Source organism: Nocardioides panacihumi (assembly GCF_039530925.1).
GTDB lineage: Bacteria > Actinomycetota > Actinomycetes > Propionibacteriales > Nocardioidaceae > Nocardioides > Nocardioides panacihumi.
Genome location: NZ_BAAAPB010000002.1, coordinates 317,231 through 339,131, shown reverse-complemented (window position 1 = coordinate 339,131; position 21,901 = coordinate 317,231). Strand labels below are relative to the sequence as shown.

Genomic DNA, 21,901 nt, shown 5'->3' with positions numbered 1-21,901 from the left:
TCGGTGTACCACTTCCGCAGCACCCTCGACCCCGTCGACCTGGCCTTCACGGACCGGTTCGGCGGGGTCAGTGCCGCGCCCTTCGACGAGCTCAACCTGTCCGTCGCCGGCGACGACGACGAACGCGCCAAGGCGGAGAACCACCGCCTGCTGCTGACCGACTTCGCGCCCGGCGCCCGGCTCGCCGACCTCTATCAGGTGCACGGCCGCGACGTCGTCGTCGCGGAGCCGGGCGACGTCGATGCATGGGGCCGTCCGCACGCGGACGGCATCGTGACCACGTCGTACGACGTCGTGCTGATGGTCCGCGCGGCGGACTGCGTCCCCGTCCTGCTCGCGGACGTGGAGGCCGGCGTGATCGGCGCGGCCCACGCAGGGCGGCAGGGGATGGCGCTGGGCGTCGTCCCGGCGACCGTCGACCGGATGCGGGACCTCGGCGCTGAGCACTTGACCGCCTGGATCGGGCCGTCGATCTGTGGGCGCTGCTACGAGGTGCCCGCGGCGCTGCGCGACGAGGTGTCCTCGGTCGAGCCTGCCAGTGCGGCCACCACCAGCTGGGGCACCCCCGCACTCGACGTCGCGGCGGGTGTGCGCGCGCAGCTCGAGCGTGCCGGTGTCCGCGTGGAGGTCGTCGGCGGATGCACCCGGGAGCACCACGACCTCTACTCCTACCGGCGCGACGGCTCCGGCGCTGGCCGCCAGGCCGGCCTCATCCGGCTGCGGAGGTCCGCGGCATGACGCGCGCCGAGGAGCTGTCCGACAACCTGGCCCGCGTCCGCGCGCGGATCGCCTCGGCGGCGACCGCCGCCGGTCGTGGCGACGCCGAGGTCGGCCTGGTCGTCGTCACCAAGTTCTTCCCCGCCTCCGACGTGCGGCTGCTGGCCGACCTCGGGGTCGCCGACGTCGGCGAGAACCGTCACCAGGAGGCCGAGGCCAAAGCCGCCGAGTGCGCCGACCTGCGGTTGCGGTGGCACTTCATCGGCGGCCTGCAGAGCAACAAGGCGGCCGCCGTGGCGGCGTACGCCGACGTCGTCGAGTCCGTCGACCGGCCCAAGCTCCTCGCCCCGCTGTCCCGCGGCGCCCATGAGCGTGGCCGCACCGTCGACGTGCTGCTCCAGGTCAGCCTGGACCCCCCGGAGCACGGCGCCCGTGCGGGCGTGGCCCCCGACGACCTGGCCTCGCTGGCGGCGGCGACGGTGCAGACCGAGGGCCTGGCCCTGCGCGGCCTGATGGCCGTGGCGCCGCTCGGTGAGGACCCCGCAGCGGCGTTCGACAGGCTGGCGCGCATCCGCGCCGGCTTCCTCACAGACCACCCCGACGCGACGGTGTTGTCGGCGGGGATGAGCGGCGACCTCGAGCAGGCCGTCGCCGCCGGCGCGACACACGTGCGTGTCGGCTCCGCGGTCCTCGGTTCGAGGCCCGCGGTCCCTTAATGTTCGAGACGGATCCCGACGACGGCGACGGCCGGAGTCCGAAAGAGAGGCAAGTGCCATGAGCGGCGCGATGCGCAGGATCGGTGAGTACCTCGGCCTGCTCGAGGACACCGGTCGATACGACGACTACACCGGCGAGTACGGGGCCTACGACGAGGCCGACTACACCCGGGAGTCGCCGGCCGTGAACACCCGGGCTCCCCGGACCCGCGAGGCCAAGTCGGCGGCCCCCGCGAAGGTCGCGGATCTCTCCGAGCGACGTCGGCCACAGGTCGTGCCCGACGCGCCCGACGTGGCAGAGCTGTCGCGCATCGTCACGGTCCAGCCGACGACGTACAACGACGCGCGGGCCGTGGGCGAGCACTACCGCGACGGCACGCCCGTGATCATGAACCTGTCCGAGATGGAGGACGCCGACGCCAAGCGCCTCGTCGACTTCGCCGCCGGGCTGATCTTCGCGACCCACGGCGACATCGAGCGTGTCACCGCCAAGGTGTTCCTGCTCTCGCCGCACAACGTCTCGGTCGCCGCCGAGGCCAAGGCCCGGATCGCCCAGGGTGGGTTCTTCAACCAGTCCTAGGTCGGTTCTCTAGAGTTCTCCACCATGCAGATCTTCTGGCAGGTCGTCTACATCCTGCTCTGGGTGTTCTGGGCCCTGCTGTGGGTGCGCTTCGTCGTCGACTGGGTGCAGGTCTTCGCCCGGTCGTGGCAGCCGAGGGGCGTCCTCCTGGTCGTGCTGGAGGTCGTCTACAGCGTGACCGACCCGCCGATCAAGGCGGTGCGACGCGTGATCCCCCCGCTCCGGCTCGGTTCGATCGCGCTCGACCTCGGCTTCATCGTCGTCTTCTTCGCGACCTGGCTCCTGCTCAGGGTCGCGGGGTCGCTGGCCGCCTAGGGCGGCAACGTGAGAGCGCCCGGCGCGGCCCCGTGGGGGAGGCGCTAGAGTTCCACAGAGCACCACGGCTGCAACATGCAACACACTGACTTCCGAACAACCGAGCAACGATAAGGGTGAGGTCATGCCGCTGACTCCGGAGGACGTGAGCAACAAGCGATTCACTCCCGTCCGGCTCCGCGAGGGGTACGACATGGGCGAGGTGGATCAGTTCCTCGACGAGGTGGAGGCGGAGCTTGCTCGCCTCACCAAGGAGAACGACGACCTCCGGGCGAAGCTGTCCACGGCGCAGGGTGCGGGGCAGTCCTACACGCCTCCCGCGCCCGAGCCGGTCAAGGAGCGCGTCCCGGAGCCCGAGCCCGAGCCGGCTCCCGCCCCGGCGCCTGTTGTCGCGGCTGCCGCTGCCACCGGCGTGCAGACGATCCGCGTCGAGACGGTGCCGGAGGCGTCCAACGCCGCCGCCCGCCTGCTGGAGATCGCCACGCGCAACGCCGACGAGCTCGTCGACGGCGCGAAGAACGAGGCCGACAAGATCATCGGCGAGGCTCGCACGAAGGCCGAGCGCCTCGAGGGCGAGGCGAAGGCGAAGTCCGACCGGATGGAGTCGGACGCCCGCACCCGCGCGCAGATGCTCGACTCCGAGACCGCTGAGCGGCGCCAGCAGCTCTTCGGCGACCTGGAGCGCGAGAAGGACAAGCTCACCGCCGAGGTGGAGAAGCTGCACTCCTTCGAGCGTGAGTACCGGTCGCGCCTGAAGAACTACTTCACCCAGCAGCTCGAGTCGCTGAACTCGATGGGCGGCGAGGGCGGTGGCGCCGAGGAGACGCCGGCCGCTCCGAAGCGACTCCGTTCCATCCTGGGCGAGGAAGAGGGCTGAGCCCTCCTCCCTGCACCGTGAGCGGGCGCAGCCGCCCCCACCGACACCGGCACCATCAGCAGGCCCCGCGGACTCCGCGGGGCCTGCTGTGCTGTCGAGGTCAGCTTCCGTCGCCTTGTTGGGCGTGGTTGGTTGAGTGGTCCCCGGCCAGCGGCTACTCTCCCCGCACGCTGTGGTGCGGATCGCCATCGGGGCCCGTCCGCCTCACCACCGCGAAGGAGGCACGTCACGATGGTTGGTTCGACCGCCAAGAAGGCGCCGCCCATCCCGACGGCCCTGAAGGCACCGGCAGTGACGGCTGTCTCGAAGACGGCCCCCGCGTCGTCGACCCCGGGCGGGACCGGGCAGACTGCTCCCGCGAACAACACGGCAACGCAGCCGGCGACCAGCATCACCGCCCAGGAGGGGACCAGCGTGGCGACGAAGAAGGCAGCAGCAGCGGCGGCAGCGACGGCCACGAAGGCGACCGCCTCGGCGCTCGCCGTACGGGAGGGCGAGGAGGCCTGGACCCAGGCCGAGCTCGACGAGGTGCTCGACGAGCTCCGCGAGCAGCGGGTGCACTCGCTGCAGATCCTCGCGGTGCAGGAGGCGGAGCTCTCCGGGCTGATGAAGGACCCGGGTGACGGCGCCGGGCAGGACCAGGCCGACATGGGCGCCACGAGCTTCGAGCGCGACCACGAGCTCACCGTCCTCAACTCCGAGCGCGACAAGCTCGCCCAGATCGAGCGGGCGCTGATCGCCATCAGCGAGGGCACGTACGGCATCTGCGAGTCGTGCGGTCAGCCGATCGGCAAGATGAGGCTGATGGCGTTCCCGCGTGCCACACTGTGCGTGACATGCAAGCAGCGCGAGGAGCGTCGCTGAGCGACGTATCAGACCCCCAGCCCGCCCAGACCCGTCCCCGCCCGACGCGCTACCGCGCGCTCGTAGCGCTGGCCTGGCTGGTGGGCCTCGGCGTCGACCAGGTGACCAAGGTGCTCGCGGCCGACAGGCTGAGCGACAGGTCGGACGTCCCGGTCGTCGGCACGCTGCTGCAGCTGCACCTGACCCGCAACGCGGGGGCGGCCTTCAGCACCGGCACGCAGTTCACCGTGGTGCTCTCGTGCCTCGCGGCCGTGGCGACAGTGGTCGTCGTAGTCATCGCGCTCCGGGCGCGGACCGTGCTCTGGTCCGTCGCTCTCGGCCTCCTGCTCGCCGGCATCACCGGCAACCTGACCGACCGGCTGCTGCGTGCGCCGGGGGTCCTGCGCGGGCAGGTCATCGACTTCCTGATGCTGCCGCACTGGCCGGTGTTCAACGTGGCCGACGTCTGCATCACGCTGGCCGCGGCGCTCATCGTCGTGCAGGCCTATCGCGGCGTACGGCTCGACGGCCGTCGCGAGGAACGGTCGTGAACGCCGAGCATCGTGTCCTCAACGTCCCCGACGGTCTCGCCGGCGAGCGGGTCGACGCTGCCATCGCCCGGATGTTCGGCGTCTCCCGCACACGTGCCGCCGAGCTCGTCGCCGACGGACAGGTCCAGCTCGACGGCGCAGCGGTGAGCAAGAGCGAGCGCGTGCTTCCCGGGGCCGTGCTCGAGGTGACGATCCCGTCGCTCTCAGACCCGCTCGAGGTCGTGCCTGAGATCGTCGAGGGCATCAAGATCGTCCACGACGACGAGTCGATCGTCGTCATCGACAAGCCCGTCGGCGTCGCCGTGCACCCGAGCCCCGGCTGGACCGGGCAGACGGTGGTCGGGCACCTCAAGGCGGCCGGGTTCCGCATCTCCACCAGCGGCGCCAAGGAGCGCGAGGGGATCGTCCAGCGCCTCGACGTGGGCACCTCAGGGCTGATGGTCATCGCGAAGTCGGAGCAGGCCTACTCCGTGCTCAAGAACGCCTTCCGCAACCGCACGCCCACGAAGGTCTACCACGCGCTCGTGCAGGGCCACCCCGACCCGCTCGAGGGCACCGTCGACGCACCGATCGGGCGCCACCCGAAGCACGACTACAAGATGGCTGTCATGGCCGACGGCCGGCACAGCATCACGCACTACGCGACGCTCGAGGCGCACCGCTTCGCCAGCCTCCTCGAGATCCACCTCGAGACCGGTCGCACCCACCAGATCCGCGTCCACATGAGCGCGCTCAAGCACCCCTGTGTCGGCGACCTCACCTACGGCGCGGACCCGGTCCTGGCCAAGCGGGTCGGGCTCGAACGGCAGTGGCTCCACGCCGTACGGCTCGGCTTCGAGCACCCCGGCACCGGCGAGTACGTCGAGTACTCGTCGCCGTACCCCGACGACCTGCAGCACGCGCTCGATGTCATCCGCGACGCCCACTGACCCCTCCGGCCCGGCAGTGCTGCTCCGACCCGCGCTGGCGGAGGACGGCCCCGCGATCGGCGCGCTCTACACGGCGACCCGCATCGCCGCCGTCCCGTTGATGCCGCCCGCCCTCCACACCGCCGAGGAGGACGTCGCATACTTCAGCGCCCTCATCGTCGACGCCGAGCACGAGTGCTGGGTCGCCGAGCAGGACGGGGAGATCGCCGCCTTCGCCATGCTCACCGAGACCTGGCTCGACGGGCTCTACGTCCATCCGAGCGCCCAGGGCCAGGGGATCGGGACCGCGCTCCTCGAGCTGGCCCAGAGTCTGCGGCCGAGCGGGCTGGGGCTGTGGGTGTTCGAGTCCAACACCCCCGGGCGCGAGCTCTACCGGCGCCACGGCTTCGTCGAGACCGAGCACACCGACGGCTCGGGCAACGAGGAGCATGCTCCGGACATCCGGATGGACTGGCCCGGGCCGCCGGACGGGACCATCGGGTGATGGCGGCCCCGGTCCGTCGCGAGTAGCGTCGCGGCCGGGGGAGGGGAGGCCGGCGGTTGATCGACGACGAGGTCCAGGCCGACGTACGGGCTGCCCAGGCGCTGGCCGCGTCGACCGACATCGGAGGCGGCGCGCTCGACGCGGTGACGTGGACGGCCGACCCTGAGCGGGCGGTCGCACTCCACCCGTCCTGGCTCACCGAACCGCTGCTGCCCGAGCGCGTGCGGCACGAGCTGCGGATCGGTCGCTCGGACCTGCTCGCCGTCGCCACGGAGTGCCGGGCGACCGGGCGCTGGGCGCCGCTGCTGGTCTGTGTCAACGCCTGGGGCCTGGCCGAGTCCGGGTACGGCGCGTGGCGCACGCGCCGCATGCTCGAGCTGCCCGACCTCGAGCCGCGCCTCGCCGCCGCTGTCGCGACCCTGGACGATCACGGCCCGATCGAGGCCTACTACCTGCTCAACAACGACGGGCACCTGCACGGCTGGGGTCCGGCGCTCTTCACCCGGTTCCTCGAGGTCGTCGACGGACGCGAGCCGGGCCGCGCCCTCGGGCTCGACCCCACGCTGGCGGGCGCGGTCAACGGGATCGTGCCGGGCATCGACCTGGAGGCCGCGGACTGGGGCACCGCCGAGTACGCCTTCTACCTGGCGCTCTTGCACCGCATCGCGGACGAGGTCGGCGTCGCGCCGGTGTCCGTGGAGGCGGCACTGGCCGCGAAGTTCGCTCGCTAGGCCGTCGGGCGCAGGGCCGTCGCCACGGCGGCGATCTGGTCCTGCCCGACCCGGCAGCAGCCGCCGACCAGCCGTGCGCCGGCGGCCACCCAGTCCACCGCGGCCGACACGTCGTACGTCGGCCGGCCGGTCCAGTGCCCCGCCGCACCGGGCGCGGTCGCCGCCTGCCAGCCCTCTCCGCTGTTGGGGTAGCAGACGACGGGCAGCCCGGTCCGAGCCGCCTGCCGCACGGCCGGCAGCACGTCGCCCGGCTCGCAGCAGTTGACGCCGACGGCGATGACGGCCCGGCCCGAGGCCGCGACGGCGAACGCGTCCTCCAGCGGCTGCCCGGCGCGCGTGCGTCCGCTGTCGACGCTCAGGCTCACCCATCCGGGCAGGCCGATCTCATCGAGCAGCTCGACCAGCACCTCGGCCTCGTCGACGTCCGGGATCGTCTCGATCGCGATCAGGTCGGGCCCCTCGGCTGCGAGCAGCTCGAACCGCGGCGCGTGGAAGTCACGCAGGGCGGTGCGGTCGAGCCCGTAGCGGCCGCGATACTCCGAGCCGTCGGCCAGGTAGGCGCCGTACGGGCCGACGGAGGCCGCGACGTAGCGCTCCACGCCGTCCCCGGCCAGCTCCGCGACGACGTCGCGCGCGAGCCGCACGCTGAGCCTGATCAGCCCGCCGGCCTCGCGCGGGGAGAGACCGGCGCCGACCAGCCCGGGCAGCGTCGCCTGGTAGCTGGCCGTGGTCGCGACACGGGCGCCGGCGGCGAAGTAGGACCGGTGCACCGCGGCGATCGCAGCCGGCTCGTCGCGCAGCAGCCGCGCCGTCCAGAGCGGGGCGACGAGGTCGTGCCCCCCGTCCTCCAACGCGTTGGAGAGGCCGCCGTCGAGGACGAGCGGGTGGTCGAGCGGCGGGACGGGCACGAGGTCGAGCGTACGGGTGGCCCGAATCGGAGAATGTCGGTGGCGTCGGCGATGATCGGCGCATCGCGTCCCGTAGGCTGAGGCCCTTCCCCGAGGCCGTCGGCGCGAGCCGCCGTACAACCCTTGCGCGACCCCCTGAGGAGGGCCCTCCACCGTGACCTCGCAGGACTCCTTCGTCCACCTGCACGTCCACACCGAGTACTCGATGCTCGACGGTGCGTCGCTCCTGGACGGGTTGTTCCAGCGGGTGTCGGAGCTGGAGATGCCGGCGATCGCGATGACGGATCACGGCAACATGCACGGCGCCTACGACTTCTACTCCAAGGCGAAGCGGCACGGCGTCCAACCGATCATCGGCGTCGAGGCCTACATCACCCCGGGCACGCCGCGCGGCGAGCGCAAGCGGATCCGCTGGGGCAAGGGCGACCAGTCCGAGGAGGGCGGCGACGACGTCTCGGGTGGTGGCGCCTACACCCACATGACGATGTGGGCGGAGTCCACCGAGGGCATGCACAACCTGTTCCGGCTCTCCAGCCGGGCCAGTCGCGAGGGCTACTTCTACAAGCCGCGGATGGACCGGGAGCTGCTCGAGACCTACAGCAAGGGCCTCATCGTCAGCACCGGATGCCCGAGCGGCGCGATCCAGACCCGGCTGCGACTGGGGCAGTGGGACGAGGCCGTCCGGGAGGCCGGCGAGATGCAGGACATCTTCGGCCGGGACAGCGTCTTCCTGGAGCTGATGGACCACGGCATCAGCATCGAGAAGCGCGTGCGCGACGACCTGCTGCGGCTCGGCAAGGAGCTGGGCATCCCGCCGCTGGCCACCAACGACAGCCACTACAACAACCCGGAGGACGCCTCCGCCCAGGAGGCGCTGCTCTGCGTCAACTCGGGCAGCCGGCTCTCCGAGCCGAGCTACTCCCAGGGCGGCAAGCGGTTCGCGTTCGAGGGCACCGGCTACTACATCAAGTCCGCCGCCGAGATGCGCGAGCTCTGGGGCTCCCAGGACCTCATGGAGGCCTGCGACAACACGCTGCTGATCGCCGAGCGCTGCTCGGTGGAGTTCAGCGAGTCGACGGGCGGCTACATGGCGCGCGCCGACATCCCGGCGGGCGAGACCGAGGAGTCGTGGTTCCACAAGGAGGTCTGGCGCGGCATCGAGATGCGCTACCCGGGTGAGGCACTCACCCAGGAGGTCAAGGACCGCGTCGAGATGGAGCTCGCGATCATCTCGCAGAAGGGCTACTGCGGTTACTACCTCGTGGTCGCCGACTTCATCCAGTGGTCCAAGAACAACGGCATCCGCGTCGGCCCTGGCCGTGGCTCCGGTGCGGGCTCGATCGCGGCGTACGCGCTGAAGATCACCGACCTGTGCCCCCTGGAGCACGGACTCTTCTTCGAGCGCTTCCTCAACCCCGAGCGCCCCTCGATGCCCGACTTCGACATCGACTTCGACGACCACCGCCGCGGCGAGGTGATCCAGTACGTCACGGAGAAGTACGGCTCCGAGCGGGTCGCCCAGATCGCCACGTTCGGTCGGATCAAGGCGAAGGCCGCGATCAAGGACGCCGCGCGCATCCTCGACCACGGGTTCGCGATCGGCGACCGCATCACCAAGGCGCTGCCGGCCGACGTGATGGGCAAGAGCGTCAAGCTGAAGGAGCTCTTCGACACCGAGAGCAAGCGGTACGCCGAAGGTGGCGAGTTCCGTGCCCTCTACGACCAGGACCCCGACGTCCGCCGGATCTACGAGGTCGCGACCGGTCTCGAGGGCCAGATCCGGCAGACCGGCGTGCACGCGGCCGGCGTGATCATGTCGAGCGAGCCGCTCCTCGACATCGTGCCGCTGATGGACCCGAAGCAGGATGGCGCGGTCATCACGCAGTTCGAGTACCCGATGTGCGAGGCGCTCGGCCTGGTCAAGATGGACTTCCTCGGTCTGTCCAACCTCCACACGCTCGAGGACGCGCTGGTCAACATCAAGGCCAACCGCGGCGAGGACGTGGTGCTCGAGGAGGTGCCGTTCGACGACAAGGCGACCTACGAGCTCATGGGGCGCGGCGACACGCTCGGCGTCTTCCAGCTCGATGGTGGCGGCATGCGGGCCCTGCTCCGCTCGATGCTGCCGGACCAGTTCGCCGACATCACCGCCGTGTCCGCGCTCTACCGCCCGGGCCCGATGGGCGCCGACTCGCACAACAAGTACGCCCACCGCAAGAACGGTCGCCAGCCGATCGAGCCGATCCACCCCGAGCTCGCCGAGGCCCTGGAGCCCGTGCTGGGGGAGACCTACGGCCTGATCGTCTACCAGGAGCAGGTCATGGCGATCGCGCAGGTGCTGGCGGGCTTCTCGCTGGGCGCCGCGGACAACATGCGCCGCGCGATGGGCAAGAAGAAGAAGGAGGAGCTCGACAAGCAGTACGCCGGCTTCGAAGGCGGCATGCTCGAGCGCGGCTACTCCAAGAACGCGATCAAGACGCTCTGGGACATCCTCGTCCCCTTCGCCGACTACGCGTTCAACAAGTCGCACTCGGCGGCGTACGGCGTCGTGACGTACTGGACCGCGTACCTGAAGGCCAACTACCCCACGGAGTACATGGCCGCGCTCCTGACCTCGGTCAAGAACGACAAGGACAAGATGGCGATCTACCTCAACGAGTGTCGCCGGATGAAGATCGCCGTCCTGCCGCCCGACGTCAACGAGTCGGCCCACGACTTCACCGCCGTCGGCACCGACATCCGCTTCGGTCTCACAGCGGTGCGCAACGTCGGTGCGAACGTCGTCGACGGGATCGTCTCCGGGCGCCGCGACAAGGGGCGCTACGCCGACTTCAACGACTTCCTCAGCAAGGTGCCGGCGCAGGTCTGCAACAAGCGCGTCATCGAGTCGCTCGTCAAGGCCGGTGCCTTCGATGACATGAAGCACAGGCGCCGGGCGCTGGTCGCCGTGCACGAGACCGCGGTGGACCAGTACGTCGACATCAAGCGCAACGAGGCCATCGGCCAGGACTCGCTCTTCGGCGGTCTCGACGACGACGCCGGTGGCTCGTTCGGCGTCTCGGTCTCCATCCCCGACCTCGACGAGTGGGACAAGATGACCCTGCTCGGCCACGAGCGGGAGATGCTCGGTCTCTACGTGTCCGACCACCCGCTCCTCGGCCTCGAGCACGTGCTCTCCAACGGCACGGACGCGACGGTCGGGCAGCTCATCCTCGACGGGGAGCGGCCGCACGGCGCGGTCGTCACGGTCGCGGGCCTGATCACCTCGGTGCAGCGCAAGATCACCAAGAAGGGCGACCCTTGGGCCACGGTGACCCTGGAGGACCTCGACGGCGCCGTGGACGTGCTGCTCTTCCCGAGCTCCTACCAGCTGGCGGCGCCGTACCTCATCGAGGACGCGATCATCCGGGTCAAGGGCGTGCTCGACAAGGAGCGCGAGCAGGTCCAGCTGCGCGGCCAGGAGGTGACCGTCCCCGACCTGTCCGAGGGGCCGAGCGGGCCGGTCGTCATCAGCATGCCCTCGACCCGATGCACACCGCCCGTCGTCGCGCAGCTGCGCGACGTCCTCGGCACCCACCCCGGTGTCACCGAGGTCCGGCTGCGGCTGCTCACCCGTGAGTCGACGCGTGTCATGCGTCTCGGGGACAACCTGCGGGTCACGCCGACCCCGGCTCTCTTCGCCGACCTCAAGCAGCTCCTCGGGCCCGGATGTCTGACCGGCTGACCGCGGTGCGCATCTCGCGCCGATCCGTCGCCTGGGGCGCCGGGATCTTCGTCGTGCTCGCCGTCGTCGGCGTCCTGTGCGGACTGCTGTGGCGCTCACGGCTCGACATCCCGCACGGTGTGGTGGTCAGTCACCAGTGGTTCCCCGACCCGTGGGACGGGGGCGAGCGGGCCTCGTTCGCCGCGACGGGGTGGTACGTCGTCGTCGCACTCGGCGCCGGCGTCGTGCTCGGCGTCCTGGCAGCCAGCCTCTCCCGCGCGCAGGAGCTCGTCACGCTCGCCGCCGTGCTGGTGGGTTCGGTGGTCGGGACCTGGTTGATGCTGCGCGTGGGCCTGCACGGTGCGCCGCCCGACCCGCAGCTGGCCGCCGCTCACGCCGCCGACGGCACCCGCCTGTCGGGGACGATCAGCAGGCCCGGAGCCGCGGCCCTGGTCACGTGGCCCTTGGCCGCCGTGGCGGTCGTCGGCGGGATCTTCCTGCTCGTCCCGGGCCGCCGGACGGATCGGTCCGAAATCGAGGAATGACCGCCGACGAAGCCGGTAGGCTCCGGCCACCAAGGCCGAACCCGGGGGGGATTCCACGTGTCCGACGACTTCAGCGACCAGTTCGCGACCGACGAGCTGGTCATCGGGGGCGCTGGGGCGCCCCGGCGCTCCAGGCGCAGGTGGATCGGCGGTGGCGCCATCGGCCTGCTCGCGATCGGTGGCGGCGCCGCCGCTTGGGCGGCGACCTCCTTCTTCAGCCAGGGGACCCAGCCGGCCGAGGCGCTCCCGGACTCCACCATCGGCTACGTGAGCGTCGACCTCGACCCGAGTGGCGCGCAGAAGATCGCCGCGCTCAAGCTCGCCCGCAAGTTCCCCGCGTTCAAGGACAAGGTCGGGCTCCAGACCGGCGACGACATCCGCAAGTGGATCTTCGGCAAGGCCGCCGACGGCAACTGCGACCTCGACTTCGACAAGCAGGTCGCACCGTGGCTCGGCTCACGCGCGGCTGTGGCGGCGGTGGGCACCGATCACCCGATCCCGGTCGTCGTGGTCCAGACCACCGACGCGGGCAAGGCCGAGGCTGGCGTGAAGGCCCTGCTCAGCTGCGGCGGCACGAGCGCCGACTCCGCGGGCGTCGGATGGACGATCAACGGTGACTGGATCGTCTTCGCCGAGACGACCGAGAAGGCGAAGGAGGTCGTCAAGGAGACCGAGAAGGGCTCCCTGGCCGACGACCCTGACTTCCAGAGCTGGACGGACAAGGCAGGGGACAGCGGGATCCTGACGGCGTACGCCGCTCCCGCCGCCGGCCAGGTGCTCGCCCAGGAGCTCGGCAAAGCGACGGACGGCGGGTCCACGTTCGGGTCCGCCTCGCCGATCGACCCGTTCGGGATGCTGGGCTCGTGCCCCGGTCTGAGCGACCCGAGCGCCGCCACCCAGCGGATGAAGGGGCAGCTGGCGGACTTCCGCGGAGCCGCCGCCACGCTGCGGTTCGGCGCTGACGGCGTCGAGCTCGAGATGGTCGGCGACACCCAGGCCTTCGGCGGATCGGCCGCGACGAGCACGCCCAGCGGCACGCCGGTCGTCTCCACCCTGCCGGCGGACACAGCTGTCGGCATCGGGGTCTCGTTCCCCCAGGACTGGACAGCCCAGCTGACCAAGAACCTCCAGAACGTGTGCGGCGAGGGCACCGACCCGAAGGCGCTGTTCGCGCCGCTCTCGAGGGCCACCGGTCTTGACCTGCCCGACGACCTCCCGAAGCTCCTCGGAGACTCGGCCGCGCTGGCCCTCGGCCCCGGGATCGACGTCGAGGGCATGGTCAACAGCGGTGACCCCTCGACCCTCCCGGTCGCGCTCAAGCTGCGCGGTGAGAAGGACACCATCGACGGCGTCGCGGCGAAGCTTCGCCAGACGCTCGGCGCCCCGGCCGGCGCACTCGAGCCGGTCGCCGGCGACGGTGCGGTCGCCATCGGTCTCGACAAGGCGTACGCCGAGGAGGTCGCCAAGTCCGGCGGGCTCGGGTCCTCGGACGAGTTCCGGAGCGTCGTGCCGCACGGCGACAAGTCGGCCAGCGTGGTCTACGTGAGCGTCAACGCCCTCGACAAGGCGGTCAAGGCCCTCTCGGGCGGCGACGACGAGATCGCCGCCAACCTCGCACCGCTCAGGGCCATCGGTCTGAGTGGCTGGTCGGAGGACGGCGACGGACACGCGGTGTTCAAGGTCAGCCTCGACTAGCGTCGACCGATGACCGCCGTGGTCGCCCGGGTGACCGTGATCAGGTCACCGGGTGCGATCTCGAGGTCGAGCCCACGGCGCCCGGCCGAGACGAAGACCGTCGCGAACGCGAGCGCGCTCTCGTCGACGACGGTGGGATGAGGCCGCCTCTGCCCGACAGGGGAGATGCCGCCCGCGACGTACCCGGTGGCCCGTTCGGCGGCGGCCACGTCCGCCATCGCCGCCTTCGCGCCGCCGATCGCACGTGCGAGCGCCTTCAGGTCGAGCTGCCCGGAGACGGGCACGACGCCGACGACGAGCGCGCCGTCGACCGATGCCATGAGGGTCTTGAACACGCGGGCGGGGTCGAGACCCAGTGCCTCGGCCGCCTCCAGGCCGAAGGACTGCGCCCGAGGGTCGTGCTCGTAGGGGTGGAGCGTGAAGTCGATCCCGGCGCGGGTGAGCGCGACCGTCGCCGGCGTGCCGCCGGCTGCCTGCCTCTTCGCCATCGGTGCGCCCTCAGTTGGGGGACCAACGCGTGCGGGCCACCTCGGTGGCCGGCAGCGACGGGATGACGTTCATGGCGCGGAGCTCGGCGCGCAGGAGCTCGTTGACGAGCGAGATCCGCTCGCCGGCGTCCGACGCCTCGAGCAGCTGCTGCCGCTCCGACAGGGGGAGCGGGGCGCAGGCGGCGAGCGTCCACGAGAGGTATTCGGGGTCGCGGGGCAGCGCGCCTGCGTAGGGGTCGGGACGCAGCTCGGACACGGCGACGCGATAGGCGGTGAAGGTGGCCCGCGCCCGGTCGAGCAGCTCCTCCGGGACGTCGATGACCGGCTCGGGTCGCTCGCTCACGTGTCCGACAGGGAAGAGACCGGTGGTCTCGAGCCGGTCGAGCTCGATGCGGTCGCGGCCGACCACGACCACGTCGAAGCTGCCGTCGGGGTTGGCCTCGGCGTCGGCGAGCTGGAGGCGTACGCCGACCCGGTAGAGCGACTGCGCACCGTGGTCGCCGACCTCGTACCCCTCGCGGATCGCCACCGAGCCGAAGACCCGCTCAGCAGGATCCTCGATCCGCAGCAGGTGGTGCACCAGTGCGCGGTAGCGATCCTCGAAGACGTGCAGGGGCACACTGACCCCCGGGAAGAGCACCGCGTTGAGCGGGAACATCGGCAGAGTCGCCGCCGGGGAGTCGGACACGCTCTCAACCTAGCGGTCGATACCCCGGCGCAGGACACGACTGTGTCCCGCGCCGGGGTCCGCCGACACCGATCGGGGGATGTCGGTGTGGCGATCAGTGCTCGACGATCACCGCGTCGATGCGGCGGTGGTAGTGCCGACCGACGGCTCCGCCGAGCATGGCGCCGAGCAGCATGACCACCAGCAGCACGACACCGGTGACCACGGCGCCGAGGGTGAGCTGGTCGCCGCTCAGGTCGACCGACGGAAGGTCGAGCTGGCCGAGCACGTCGTAGCGAGCGCCGAAGATGGCGGTGACAGCCACGGCGATCGCCGTCGCGACGACGCCGATCAGCCAGACGCCGAGACCCTGCCGGGCACCGTCGAAGCGCGACATCCGGCCCGCGACGTACCCTCCGGCGTAGTAGCCGACGAACATGATGACGGCGATCGCGATCGCCGCGGTCAGACCGACGGTGCTCGCGTTGTTCTCCGCGTCGCGCAGCGACCAGTTGAGATTCGCGCCGACGGCCGTGGCGATGGCGCTGGTGATCGCGGCGAGGAGCACGGTCACGCCGACGGCGACCAGCCAGCCGAAGAAGCAGGCGCCCCAGTTCGTGCCGCCGAACCGCTGGTGCGGCGTGATCTCGACCACGTGCTCGTTCCTGTCGAGCGGTCGCTCCTCGTCGACGGGTCGGGCGGTGCGGGTCGTGGTGGTCGCTGCGGTCGTGCCGGTGGTCGCTCCGGTGTCTCCGTCGCTCCCGGTGTCGTTGGCGACGGCATCGTCGTGATGCCGATGGATCAGTTCGTGTCGTGCCATGACGTCATCTCCTCAGGTCGTGCCCTCCGGTTGCCGGGGACGGGCCCAGACATGCCCGGCCGCTCGCCGTCCACGTGACGCACGGGCTCGGGAGGGGCGGTGCTCGGCTCGTAGAATCGGCCCCATGACCATCCGCCGCATCGACCTTCGCGGCGCTTCCTCCGGGGGAGCGCCCGTCGACTACCGCGCCGCAGTGCCGCGCGCCGAGTTCGACGTCGAGGCGGCGGCGCATGTGGTGCGGCCGATCCTGGACGACATCAGGGAGCGTGGCGTCGAGGCGATCCTCGAGCTCAGCGCGCGGTTCGACAAGGTCGAGCTGACCGACATCCGGGTGCCGGCCTCCGCATCTGCGTCGGCGCTCGAGCAGCTCGACCCGGCTGTCCGGGCGGGCCTGGAGGAGTCGATCGCGCGCCTTCGCGCGACCTGCGCCAACGAGCTCGAGTCCGACGCCGTCACCGACCTTGCCCCGGGCGCGCGCGTCGTCCACCGCAAGGTGCCCGTCGGCCGCGTCGGGCTGTACGTGCCTGGCGGTCTGGCGCCGCTCGTCTCGAGCGTGCTGATGAACGTGATCCCGGCGCAGGTCGCCGGCGTGCGCTCGATCGCTCTCGCGTCACCGCCGCAGGCCGACTGGGGCGGGCTGCCGCACCCGACGATCCTCGCGGCGTGCGCGCTACTCGGCGTCGACGAGGTGTACGCCGTCGGCGGCGCCCAGGCGATCGCGATGTTCGCCTACGGCGTGGGTCCGTGCGAGCGCGTCGACCTGGTGACCGGGCCCGGCAACATCTACGTCGTCACCGCGAAGCGGCTGCTGAAGGGCCAGGTCGGGATCGACTCCGAGGCCGGGCCCACCGAGATCGCGATCCTCGCCGACGAGACCGCCGACCCGGCGTACGTCGCGGCAGACCTGATCTCCCAGGCCGAGCACGACCCGCTCGCGGCCTCGGTCCTCGTCACCGACAGCGAGACGCTGGCCGACGACGTCGAGGCCGAGCTCGACAAGCAGGTCGCGGCGACCAAGCACGTGGAGCGGATCCGCACGGCGCTCGCGGGCAGCCAGTCCGGCATCGTCCTCGTCGACGACCTCGAGCAGGGGCTCGCCGTCGTCAACGCGTACGCCGCCGAGCACCTCGAGATCCAGACCCGGGACGCACACGAGTGGGCGGCTCGGGTGACCAACGCGGGTGCCGTCTTCATCGGGCCGTTCGCGCCGGTCAGCCTCGGCGACTACGCGGCCGGCTCCAACCACGTGCTGCCGACCGGCGGCTGCGCGTGCCACTCCTCGGGGCTGTCCGTGCGCGCGTTCACCAAGTCGATGCACGTCATCGACTACTCCCGCGAGGGGCTCGAGGGCGTCAGGGACCACGTCGTCACGCTCGCCGAGGCCGAGGACCTGCCCGGTCACGGCGCCGCCGTGCGCGTGCGGTTCGACCGATGAGTGAGCGCAGCGAGCGACAGGTCCAGGCAGTCTGGCCACCCCTGCGCCCTGAGCTCGCCGGCATCGAGCCCTACGGGGCCCCGCAGCTGGACGTCCCGGTGCAGCTCAACGTCAACGAGAACCCCTACGGCCCGTCGGCGGAGTGCGTCGCCGACATCGCCGAGGCCGCGGCCGAAGCGGCGGTGACGCTGAACCGCTACCCGGACCGGGAGTTCGTCGAGCTGCGCCGCGCGCTCGCGGAGTACCTGTCGAAGGACGCGCCCGTCAGCGCGGACATGGTGTGGGCGGCCAACGGGTCCAACGAGGTCATGCTGCAGCTGCTGCAGGCCTTCGGCGGCCCGGGTCGCACGGCGGTCAGCTTCGCGCCGACGTACTCGATGTATCCGGAGTACGCCCGCGACACCCACACCGAGTGGGTCGCCGGTGCTCGCGAGGACGACTTCAGCCTCGACCTCGACAAGGCCCGTGCCTTGATCGAGGAGGTCCGGCCGAGCGTCGTGCTGCTGCCGAGCCCGAACAACCCGACCGGCACCGCGCTGCCGCCCGAGGCGATCGGGCTGCTCTGCGAGGTCGTGGGTGACAGGGGGATCGTGGTGGTCGACGAGGCGTACGGCGAGTTCCGCCGGGCGGGTGTCCCGAGCGCGCTCGAGTCGCTCGCCACCTGGCGGAACCTGGTCGTCACTCGCACGATGTCGAAGGCGTTCGCCGGTGCGGGGCTGCGGCTCGGCTACCTCGCGGCCCACCCGGCCATCGTCGACGCGATCCGTGTGGTGCGGCTGCCGTACCACCTCTCCGCCGTGACCCAGGCCGTCGCGCTGGCGGCGCTACGGCACGCCCCGGAGCTGCTCGGCAAGGTCGACGAGCTGCGCTCCGAGCGCGACAGGACCGTCGACTGGCTGCGCGGTCAGGGCCACGAGGTCGCGGAGTCGGACGCCAACTACGTGTTGTTCGGCCGCTTCGCCGACCGCCATGCTGTCTGGCAGGGGCTGCTCGACCACGGTGTGCTGATCCGGGAGGTCGGCCCCGACGGGTGGCTGCGGGTGTCGATCGGCACCGCGGCCGAGATGGACACGTTCAAGACCGCACTGGTCGCCGTACTGAATCCCAGGGGAGCAGAGTCATGACCCGCACCGCTCGCATCGAGCGCCAGACCAGCGAGTCGAAGGTCCTCGTCGAGGTCGACCTCGACGGCACCGGCCGCCACGACATCTCGACCGGCGTGGGGTTCTACGACCACATGCTCACCGCCTTCGCGCGCCACGCGCTGCTGGACCTGACCGTCCAGACCGAGGGCGACACCCACATCGACGCCCACCACACCGTGGAGGACACAGCGATCGTGCTGGGCGAGGCCTTGCGCGAGGCCCTGGGTGACAAGCGCGGCGTGCGCCGCTTCGGCGACGCGACCGTGCCGCTCGACGAGGCGCTCGTGCAGGCCGTCGTCGACGTCTCCGGTCGCCCCTACTGTGTCCACACCGGGGAGCCGGAGGGGCAGGTCTACGTCACCATCGGCAACGACGGGTACGTCGGCTCCCTGACCCGGCACGTCTTCGAGACCATCGCCTTCCACGCCCACCTCGCCCTGCACGTCCGCGTCCTGGCGGGCCGCGACCCGCACCACCTCGTCGAGACGCAGTTCAAGGCGTTCGCGCGGGCGTTCCGCGACGCGATCGCCCTCGACCCGCGCGAGACCGGCATCCCGTCGACCAAGGGCACTCTGTGAGCGCCGCGAACGGTTGGACGCGGTGACCGCTCCGTCCGTCGTCGTCCTCGACTACGGCTCCGGCAACCTCCGCTCGGCCGTCCGCGCCGTCGAGCGGGCCGGGGCGTCCGTGACGCTGACGTCCGACTTCGACGAGGCACTGGACGCCGACGGGCTGCTCGTCCCCGGGGTCGGGGCGTACGCCGCCTGCATGGCCGGCCTGCGCGCCATCAAGGGCGAGCGGATCATCGGCCGCCGGCTGGCCGGCGGCCGGCCGGTGCTCGGCATCTGCGTCGGCATGCAGATCCTCTTCGCGCGCGGCGTGGAGCACGGTGTCGAGACGGACGGCTGCGACGAGTGGCCGGGCGTCGTCGAGCGGCTGCAGGCGCCCATCGTGCCGCACATGGGCTGGAACACCGTCGAGGTGCCCGAGGGGTCTGTGGCGTTCGCCGGCGTCGAGGACGAGCGGTTCTACTTCGTCCACTCCTACGGGGTGCGGTCGTGGGACCTCGTCACCAACGACCGGACCAGGGCCCCGTTGGTGACCTGGACCGAGACCGGGTCCGCCGCCACGGGCGGCGACCGGTTCGTCGCAGCGGTGGAGAACGGGCCTCTGTGGGCGACCCAGTTCCATCCGGAGAAGTCCGGTGACGCCGGGGCTGCGCTGCTGCGCAACTGGGTCCGGACACTGAAGGCGGCCTGATGGCCAAGGCCCGGGCACAGGCCCGTGCCGAGCGCGAGCGGATCGCGGCGGCCGCAGCCGCCGAGCGTGAGGCCGTGGCGGCCCGCGAGGCGCGTCGCCGGGCGCGCACGCGGTGGCTGCGCGGGCGGCTTCCGCGTCGGCGGCCCGGCTCGGGCGGCGTGCTCGCGCGACGTCGGCGACGTCAGGTCGAGGCCCTCGTCGCGCTGCTGATCGTGCTGAACGCGCTCGTCTGGTTCGCCGCCCCGTCCTGGTCCGTCCGTGCGCTCGCCGCCGTGGCCAGCGTGCTGGTCGCCCCCGTCCTCTACACCGTCCTGTTCCGTCGAGACTAGGAATCGCATGTCTGACTACCTCGAGCTCCTCCCCGCCGTCGACATCTTGGGCGGCCAGGCCGTCCAGCTGGTGCAAGGCGTCGACGGCTCCGAGAAGCGCTTCGGCGACCCCATCGAGGCGGCCCTGCGGTGGCAGGAGCTCGGCGCCGAGTGGATCCACCTCGTCGACCTCGATGCCGCCTTCGGGCACGGCGACAACCGCCGGCTGCAGGCCGAGATCGTGGGTCGGCTCGACATCCACGTCGAGATGAGCGGCGGCATCCGTGACGACGAGTCGCTCGAGGCTGCGATGGCCGCCGGCTGCCGACGCGTCAACATCGGCACCGCCGCACTCGAGCAGCCGGAGTGGTGCGCGCGCGCCATCGCGACGTACGGCGACCGCGTGGCGATCGGCCTCGACGTCCGCGGCACGACGCTGGCCGCGCGGGGGTGGACGCAGGACGGTGGCGACCTCTACGAGACGCTGAGCCGCCTGGACTCGGAGGGCTGCGCCCGCTACGTCGTCACCGACGTCAACAAGGACGGCATGCTGCAGGGCCCGAACCTGCAGCTGCTGCGCGACGTGTGCGCCGCGACGCCCGCGCCGGTCGTGGCGTCCGGTGGCGTCACCACCATCGGCGACATCCTCGCCCTGATGGAGCTCGTGCCGCTGGGGGTGGAGGGTGCGATCGCCGGCACCGCGCTCTACACCGGCTCCCTCTCGTTGAGTGAGGCGCTGCAGGTCACGCGGGGGGAGACGTCGTGAGCCTCGCGGTCCGCGTGATCCCGTGCCTCGACGTCGATGGCGGCCGGGTCGTCAAGGGCATCAACTTCCAGGACCTGCGCGACGCCGGCGACCCGGTCGAGCTGGCGAAGGTCTACGACGCGGAAGGTGCCGACGAGCTGACCTTCCTCGACATCTCCGCCTCGCACGAGGGGCGCGCGACGACGATGGAGATCGTGTCGGCGACGGCCGAGCAGGTGTTCATCCCTCTGACGGTCGGCGGCGGCGTCGGCTCCGTCGATGACGTGGACAGGCTGTTGCGTGCGGGCGCCGACAAGGTCGCGATCAACACCGCCGCGATCCGTCGTCCCGAGCTGATCGCCGAGGTCGCGGACCGGTTCGGCAACCAGGTGCTGGTGCTCTCGGTCGACGCCCGACGAGCAGCGGGGACGCCGTCCGGGTTCGAGGTGACCACGCACGGTGGCCGTCGGTCGGCGGGCCTCGACGCCCTGGAGTGGGCGGCGCGGGCGGCCGAGCTCGGCGCCGGCGAGATCCTGCTCAACGCGATGGATGCCGACGGGACGGAGGACGGCTTCGACCTCGAGCTGATCCGCGCCGTACGCCGCGAGGTCTCCATCCCCGTCATCGCCTCCGGAGGGGCGGGCGCCGCCGAGCACTTCCCCCCGGCGGTCGAGGCCGGTGCCGACGCCGTGCTGGCTGCCACGATCTTCCACTTCGGCAAGGTGCGGATCGGCGAGGTGAAGAACGCGCTGCGGGCCGCGGGCGCACCCGTCCGCTGACCGGCGGTTCGCTGGCCGGGGCACACCTGTCGCCCGGGCCACGCAGGGTGCAGAGTGTCACCGTGACAGCTCGTGTGCCCGCCGGCGACCGGCGATGACCCGCTTCGTCTACGCGACCGCTACGTCGCTCGACGGATTCCTCGCCGACTCCGACAACTCCCTCGACTGGCTCTTCGCGGTCGAGGGGGGTCAGGAGTCACTGGCCGCGCTGGAGGCCTTCGTGGCCGGGGTCGGCGTGATGGTCGAGGGCTCGACGACCTACCGCTGGGTGCTCGAGCACGAGGGCCTGCTGGACGCCCCGGAGAAGTGGCAGCAGTTCTACGGCGAGAGGCCGACCTTCGTCTTCTCCTCGCGCGACGACCTACCGCTCGTTCCTGGAGCGGACATCCGGGTCGTCTCCGGATCCGTCGCCGACCACGTCGCCGCGATCCGCGAGGCCGCGGGTGACGGGGACGTCTGGATCGTCGGTGGGGGAGACCTGGCCGGACAGTTCCACGACGCCGGCGTGCTCGACGAGCTGATGCTGTCGGTCGCCGCGGTCACCCTCGGCGCGGGTGCCCCGCTGCTGCCGCGTCGGATCGAGTCGTCGGCACTGCGGCTGGTCGACGTCGGGCAGACCGGGCAGTTCGTGGCGCTGCGCTACCTGCTGGAGCGCTGACC

General features: G+C 71.4%; 25 protein-coding genes. 21 read left to right on the top strand and 4 right to left on the bottom strand.

Annotated features, from left to right (window positions below; translation table 11 throughout):
• Positions 1-3: 3 nt before the first annotated feature.
• The 10 genes from pgeF (at position 4) to ABD205_RS10720 (ending at position 6,743) form a co-directional block, all read left to right on the top strand.
• Complete coding sequence (gene pgeF, locus ABD205_RS10765) at positions 4-738, top strand: peptidoglycan editing factor PgeF (protein WP_344044812.1); 735 nt, start codon at positions 4-6, stop codon at positions 736-738.
• On the top strand, positions 735-1,433 hold the full coding sequence (locus ABD205_RS10760) for a YggS family pyridoxal phosphate-dependent enzyme (RefSeq protein ID WP_344044811.1): 699 nt from the start codon (positions 735-737) through the stop codon (positions 1,431-1,433). The genes pgeF and ABD205_RS10760 overlap by 4 nt, the downstream gene beginning before the upstream one ends.
• Positions 1,434-1,491: 58 nt before the next feature.
• On the top strand, positions 1,492-2,013 hold the full coding sequence (locus tag ABD205_RS10755; RefSeq protein WP_344044810.1) for a cell division protein SepF: 522 nt from the start codon (positions 1,492-1,494) through the stop codon (positions 2,011-2,013).
• 24 nt (positions 2,014-2,037) lie between these two features.
• Positions 2,038-2,328: a YggT family protein gene (locus ABD205_RS10750; RefSeq protein WP_344044809.1), complete on the top strand. Its 291-nt coding sequence runs from the start codon at positions 2,038-2,040 to the stop codon at positions 2,326-2,328.
• Between the two features lie 124 nt (positions 2,329-2,452).
• A complete protein-coding gene (locus tag ABD205_RS10745; protein WP_344044808.1) occupies positions 2,453-3,205 on the top strand; it encodes a DivIVA domain-containing protein in 753 nt (250 codons plus the stop codon).
• Positions 3,206-3,436: 231 nt separating this feature from the next.
• Positions 3,437-4,069 (top strand): TraR/DksA family transcriptional regulator, encoded by a 633-nt coding sequence (locus ABD205_RS10740; RefSeq protein WP_344044807.1) that lies wholly within the window; start codon positions 3,437-3,439, stop codon positions 4,067-4,069.
• Entirely contained in the window at positions 4,042-4,599 is a 558-nt protein-coding gene (gene lspA, locus ABD205_RS10735; RefSeq protein WP_344044806.1) for a signal peptidase II, read from the top strand. The genes ABD205_RS10740 and lspA overlap by 28 nt, the downstream gene beginning before the upstream one ends.
• Positions 4,596-5,528, top strand: coding sequence for an RluA family pseudouridine synthase (locus tag ABD205_RS10730; RefSeq protein ID WP_344044805.1), 933 nt, complete (start codon positions 4,596-4,598; stop codon positions 5,526-5,528). The genes lspA and ABD205_RS10730 overlap by 4 nt, the downstream gene beginning before the upstream one ends.
• Positions 5,506-6,012, top strand: a complete 507-nt coding sequence (locus ABD205_RS10725; RefSeq protein ID WP_344044804.1) for a GNAT family N-acetyltransferase — start codon at positions 5,506-5,508, stop codon at positions 6,010-6,012. Before ABD205_RS10730 ends, ABD205_RS10725 begins: the two co-directional genes overlap by 23 nt.
• A 56-nt stretch (positions 6,013-6,068) precedes the next feature.
• On the top strand, positions 6,069-6,743 hold the full coding sequence (locus tag ABD205_RS10720) for an 8-oxoguanine DNA glycosylase OGG fold protein (protein ID WP_344044803.1): 675 nt from the start codon (positions 6,069-6,071) through the stop codon (positions 6,741-6,743).
• Here the strand turns inward: ABD205_RS10720 and mmuM are convergent.
• Complete coding sequence (gene mmuM, locus ABD205_RS10715; RefSeq protein ID WP_344044802.1) at positions 6,740-7,651, bottom strand: homocysteine S-methyltransferase; 912 nt, start codon at positions 7,649-7,651, stop codon at positions 6,740-6,742. The two genes, ABD205_RS10720 and mmuM, sit on opposite strands and share 4 nt — an antisense overlap.
• Positions 7,652-7,805: 154 nt before the next feature.
• On the opposite strand from mmuM, the gene dnaE reads away from it, so the two are divergent.
• Genes dnaE through ABD205_RS10700 form a run of 3 tightly spaced genes read left to right on the top strand, consistent with a single transcriptional unit; the run spans position 7,806 to position 13,594 of the window.
• Positions 7,806-11,375 (top strand): DNA polymerase III subunit alpha, encoded by a 3,570-nt coding sequence (gene dnaE, locus ABD205_RS10710; protein WP_344044801.1) that lies wholly within the window; start codon positions 7,806-7,808, stop codon positions 11,373-11,375.
• The gene (locus ABD205_RS10705) at positions 11,360-11,899 is read left to right on the top strand and encodes a hypothetical protein (RefSeq protein WP_344044800.1); all 540 of its coding nucleotides are present in this window, start codon (positions 11,360-11,362) and stop codon (positions 11,897-11,899) included. Before dnaE ends, ABD205_RS10705 begins: the two co-directional genes overlap by 16 nt.
• A gap of 57 nt (positions 11,900-11,956) precedes the next feature.
• Positions 11,957-13,594, top strand: a complete 1,638-nt coding sequence (locus ABD205_RS10700) for a DUF3352 domain-containing protein (protein WP_344044799.1) — start codon at positions 11,957-11,959, stop codon at positions 13,592-13,594.
• Here ABD205_RS10700 and ybaK read toward each other — a convergent pair.
• From ybaK to ABD205_RS10685, 3 genes are all read right to left on the bottom strand, one after another.
• Positions 13,591-14,082, bottom strand: a complete 492-nt coding sequence (ybaK, locus tag ABD205_RS10695; protein WP_344044798.1) for a Cys-tRNA(Pro) deacylase — start codon at positions 14,080-14,082, stop codon at positions 13,591-13,593. The genes ABD205_RS10700 and ybaK overlap by 4 nt on opposite strands.
• Before the next feature lie 10 nt (positions 14,083-14,092).
• Positions 14,093-14,770, bottom strand: coding sequence for an LON peptidase substrate-binding domain-containing protein (locus ABD205_RS10690; protein ID WP_344044796.1), 678 nt, complete (start codon positions 14,768-14,770; stop codon positions 14,093-14,095).
• Between the two features lie 94 nt (positions 14,771-14,864).
• Positions 14,865-15,569, bottom strand: a complete 705-nt coding sequence (locus ABD205_RS10685) for a hypothetical protein (RefSeq protein WP_344044794.1) — start codon at positions 15,567-15,569, stop codon at positions 14,865-14,867.
• Positions 15,570-15,693: 124 nt separating this feature from the next.
• Here ABD205_RS10685 and hisD point away from each other — a divergent pair, with 124 nt between their 5' ends.
• From hisD to ABD205_RS10645, 8 genes are all read left to right on the top strand, one after another.
• Positions 15,694-17,004, top strand: coding sequence for a histidinol dehydrogenase (gene hisD / locus ABD205_RS10680; protein ID WP_344044793.1), 1,311 nt, complete (start codon positions 15,694-15,696; stop codon positions 17,002-17,004).
• Positions 17,001-18,128 carry a histidinol-phosphate transaminase gene (locus ABD205_RS10675; RefSeq protein ID WP_344044791.1) on the top strand — a complete coding sequence of 376 codons (1,128 nt, stop codon included), beginning with the start codon at positions 17,001-17,003 and terminating at the stop codon, positions 18,126-18,128. Before hisD ends, ABD205_RS10675 begins: the two co-directional genes overlap by 4 nt.
• On the top strand, positions 18,125-18,727 hold the full coding sequence (hisB, locus tag ABD205_RS10670; protein WP_344044789.1) for an imidazoleglycerol-phosphate dehydratase HisB: 603 nt from the start codon (positions 18,125-18,127) through the stop codon (positions 18,725-18,727). The genes ABD205_RS10675 and hisB overlap by 4 nt, the downstream gene beginning before the upstream one ends.
• 22 nt (positions 18,728-18,749) lie before the next feature.
• Complete coding sequence (hisH, locus tag ABD205_RS10665; protein ID WP_344044788.1) at positions 18,750-19,409, top strand: imidazole glycerol phosphate synthase subunit HisH; 660 nt, start codon at positions 18,750-18,752, stop codon at positions 19,407-19,409.
• Entirely contained in the window at positions 19,409-19,738 is a 330-nt protein-coding gene (locus tag ABD205_RS10660; RefSeq protein ID WP_344044787.1) for a hypothetical protein, read from the top strand. Before hisH ends, ABD205_RS10660 begins: the two co-directional genes overlap by 1 nt.
• A gap of 7 nt (positions 19,739-19,745) precedes the next feature.
• The gene (priA, locus tag ABD205_RS10655; protein WP_344044786.1) at positions 19,746-20,483 is read left to right on the top strand and encodes a bifunctional 1-(5-phosphoribosyl)-5-((5-phosphoribosylamino)methylideneamino)imidazole-4-carboxamide isomerase/phosphoribosylanthranilate isomerase PriA; all 738 of its coding nucleotides are present in this window, start codon (positions 19,746-19,748) and stop codon (positions 20,481-20,483) included.
• Positions 20,480-21,241, top strand: coding sequence for an imidazole glycerol phosphate synthase subunit HisF (gene hisF / locus ABD205_RS10650; RefSeq protein ID WP_344044785.1), 762 nt, complete (start codon positions 20,480-20,482; stop codon positions 21,239-21,241). The genes priA and hisF overlap by 4 nt, the downstream gene beginning before the upstream one ends.
• Before the next feature lie 94 nt (positions 21,242-21,335).
• Positions 21,336-21,899 carry a dihydrofolate reductase family protein gene (locus tag ABD205_RS10645; RefSeq protein ID WP_344044784.1) on the top strand — a complete coding sequence of 188 codons (564 nt, stop codon included), beginning with the start codon at positions 21,336-21,338 and terminating at the stop codon, positions 21,897-21,899.
• The last annotated feature ends 2 nt before the right edge of the window (positions 21,900-21,901 follow it).

Excerpts from the sequence above, each read along its gene's own strand:
- lspA (WP_344044806.1), top strand. The coding sequence starts at position 4,042 with ATGCAAGCAGCGCGAGGAGCGTCGCTGAGCGACGTATCAGACCCCCAG.
- hisB (WP_344044789.1), top strand. The coding sequence starts at position 18,125 with ATGACCCGCACCGCTCGCATCGAGCGCCAGACCAGCGAGTCGAAGGTC.
- ABD205_RS10750 (WP_344044809.1), top strand. The coding sequence starts at position 2,038 with ATGCAGATCTTCTGGCAGGTCGTCTACATCCTGCTCTGGGTGTTCTGG.
- ABD205_RS10685 (WP_344044794.1), bottom strand. The coding sequence starts at position 15,569 with ATGGCACGACACGAACTGATCCATCGGCATCACGACGATGCCGTCGCC.
- ABD205_RS10705 (WP_344044800.1), top strand. The coding sequence starts at position 11,360 with ATGTCTGACCGGCTGACCGCGGTGCGCATCTCGCGCCGATCCGTCGCC.
- ABD205_RS10660 (WP_344044787.1), top strand. The coding sequence starts at position 19,409 with ATGGCCAAGGCCCGGGCACAGGCCCGTGCCGAGCGCGAGCGGATCGCG.
- ABD205_RS10745 (WP_344044808.1), top strand. The coding sequence starts at position 2,453 with ATGCCGCTGACTCCGGAGGACGTGAGCAACAAGCGATTCACTCCCGTC.
- ABD205_RS10755 (WP_344044810.1), top strand. The coding sequence starts at position 1,492 with ATGAGCGGCGCGATGCGCAGGATCGGTGAGTACCTCGGCCTGCTCGAG.
- ABD205_RS10740 (WP_344044807.1), top strand. The coding sequence starts at position 3,437 with ATGGTTGGTTCGACCGCCAAGAAGGCGCCGCCCATCCCGACGGCCCTG.
- priA (WP_344044786.1), top strand. The coding sequence starts at position 19,746 with ATGTCTGACTACCTCGAGCTCCTCCCCGCCGTCGACATCTTGGGCGGC.
- ABD205_RS10675 (WP_344044791.1), top strand. The coding sequence starts at position 17,001 with ATGAGTGAGCGCAGCGAGCGACAGGTCCAGGCAGTCTGGCCACCCCTG.
- hisD (WP_344044793.1), top strand. The coding sequence starts at position 15,694 with ATGACCATCCGCCGCATCGACCTTCGCGGCGCTTCCTCCGGGGGAGCG.
- ABD205_RS10645 (WP_344044784.1), top strand. The coding sequence starts at position 21,336 with ATGACCCGCTTCGTCTACGCGACCGCTACGTCGCTCGACGGATTCCTC.
- ybaK (WP_344044798.1), bottom strand. The coding sequence starts at position 14,082 with ATGGCGAAGAGGCAGGCAGCCGGCGGCACGCCGGCGACGGTCGCGCTC.
- ABD205_RS10725 (WP_344044804.1), top strand. The coding sequence starts at position 5,506 with ATGTCATCCGCGACGCCCACTGACCCCTCCGGCCCGGCAGTGCTGCTC.
- ABD205_RS10760 (WP_344044811.1), top strand. The coding sequence starts at position 735 with ATGACGCGCGCCGAGGAGCTGTCCGACAACCTGGCCCGCGTCCGCGCG.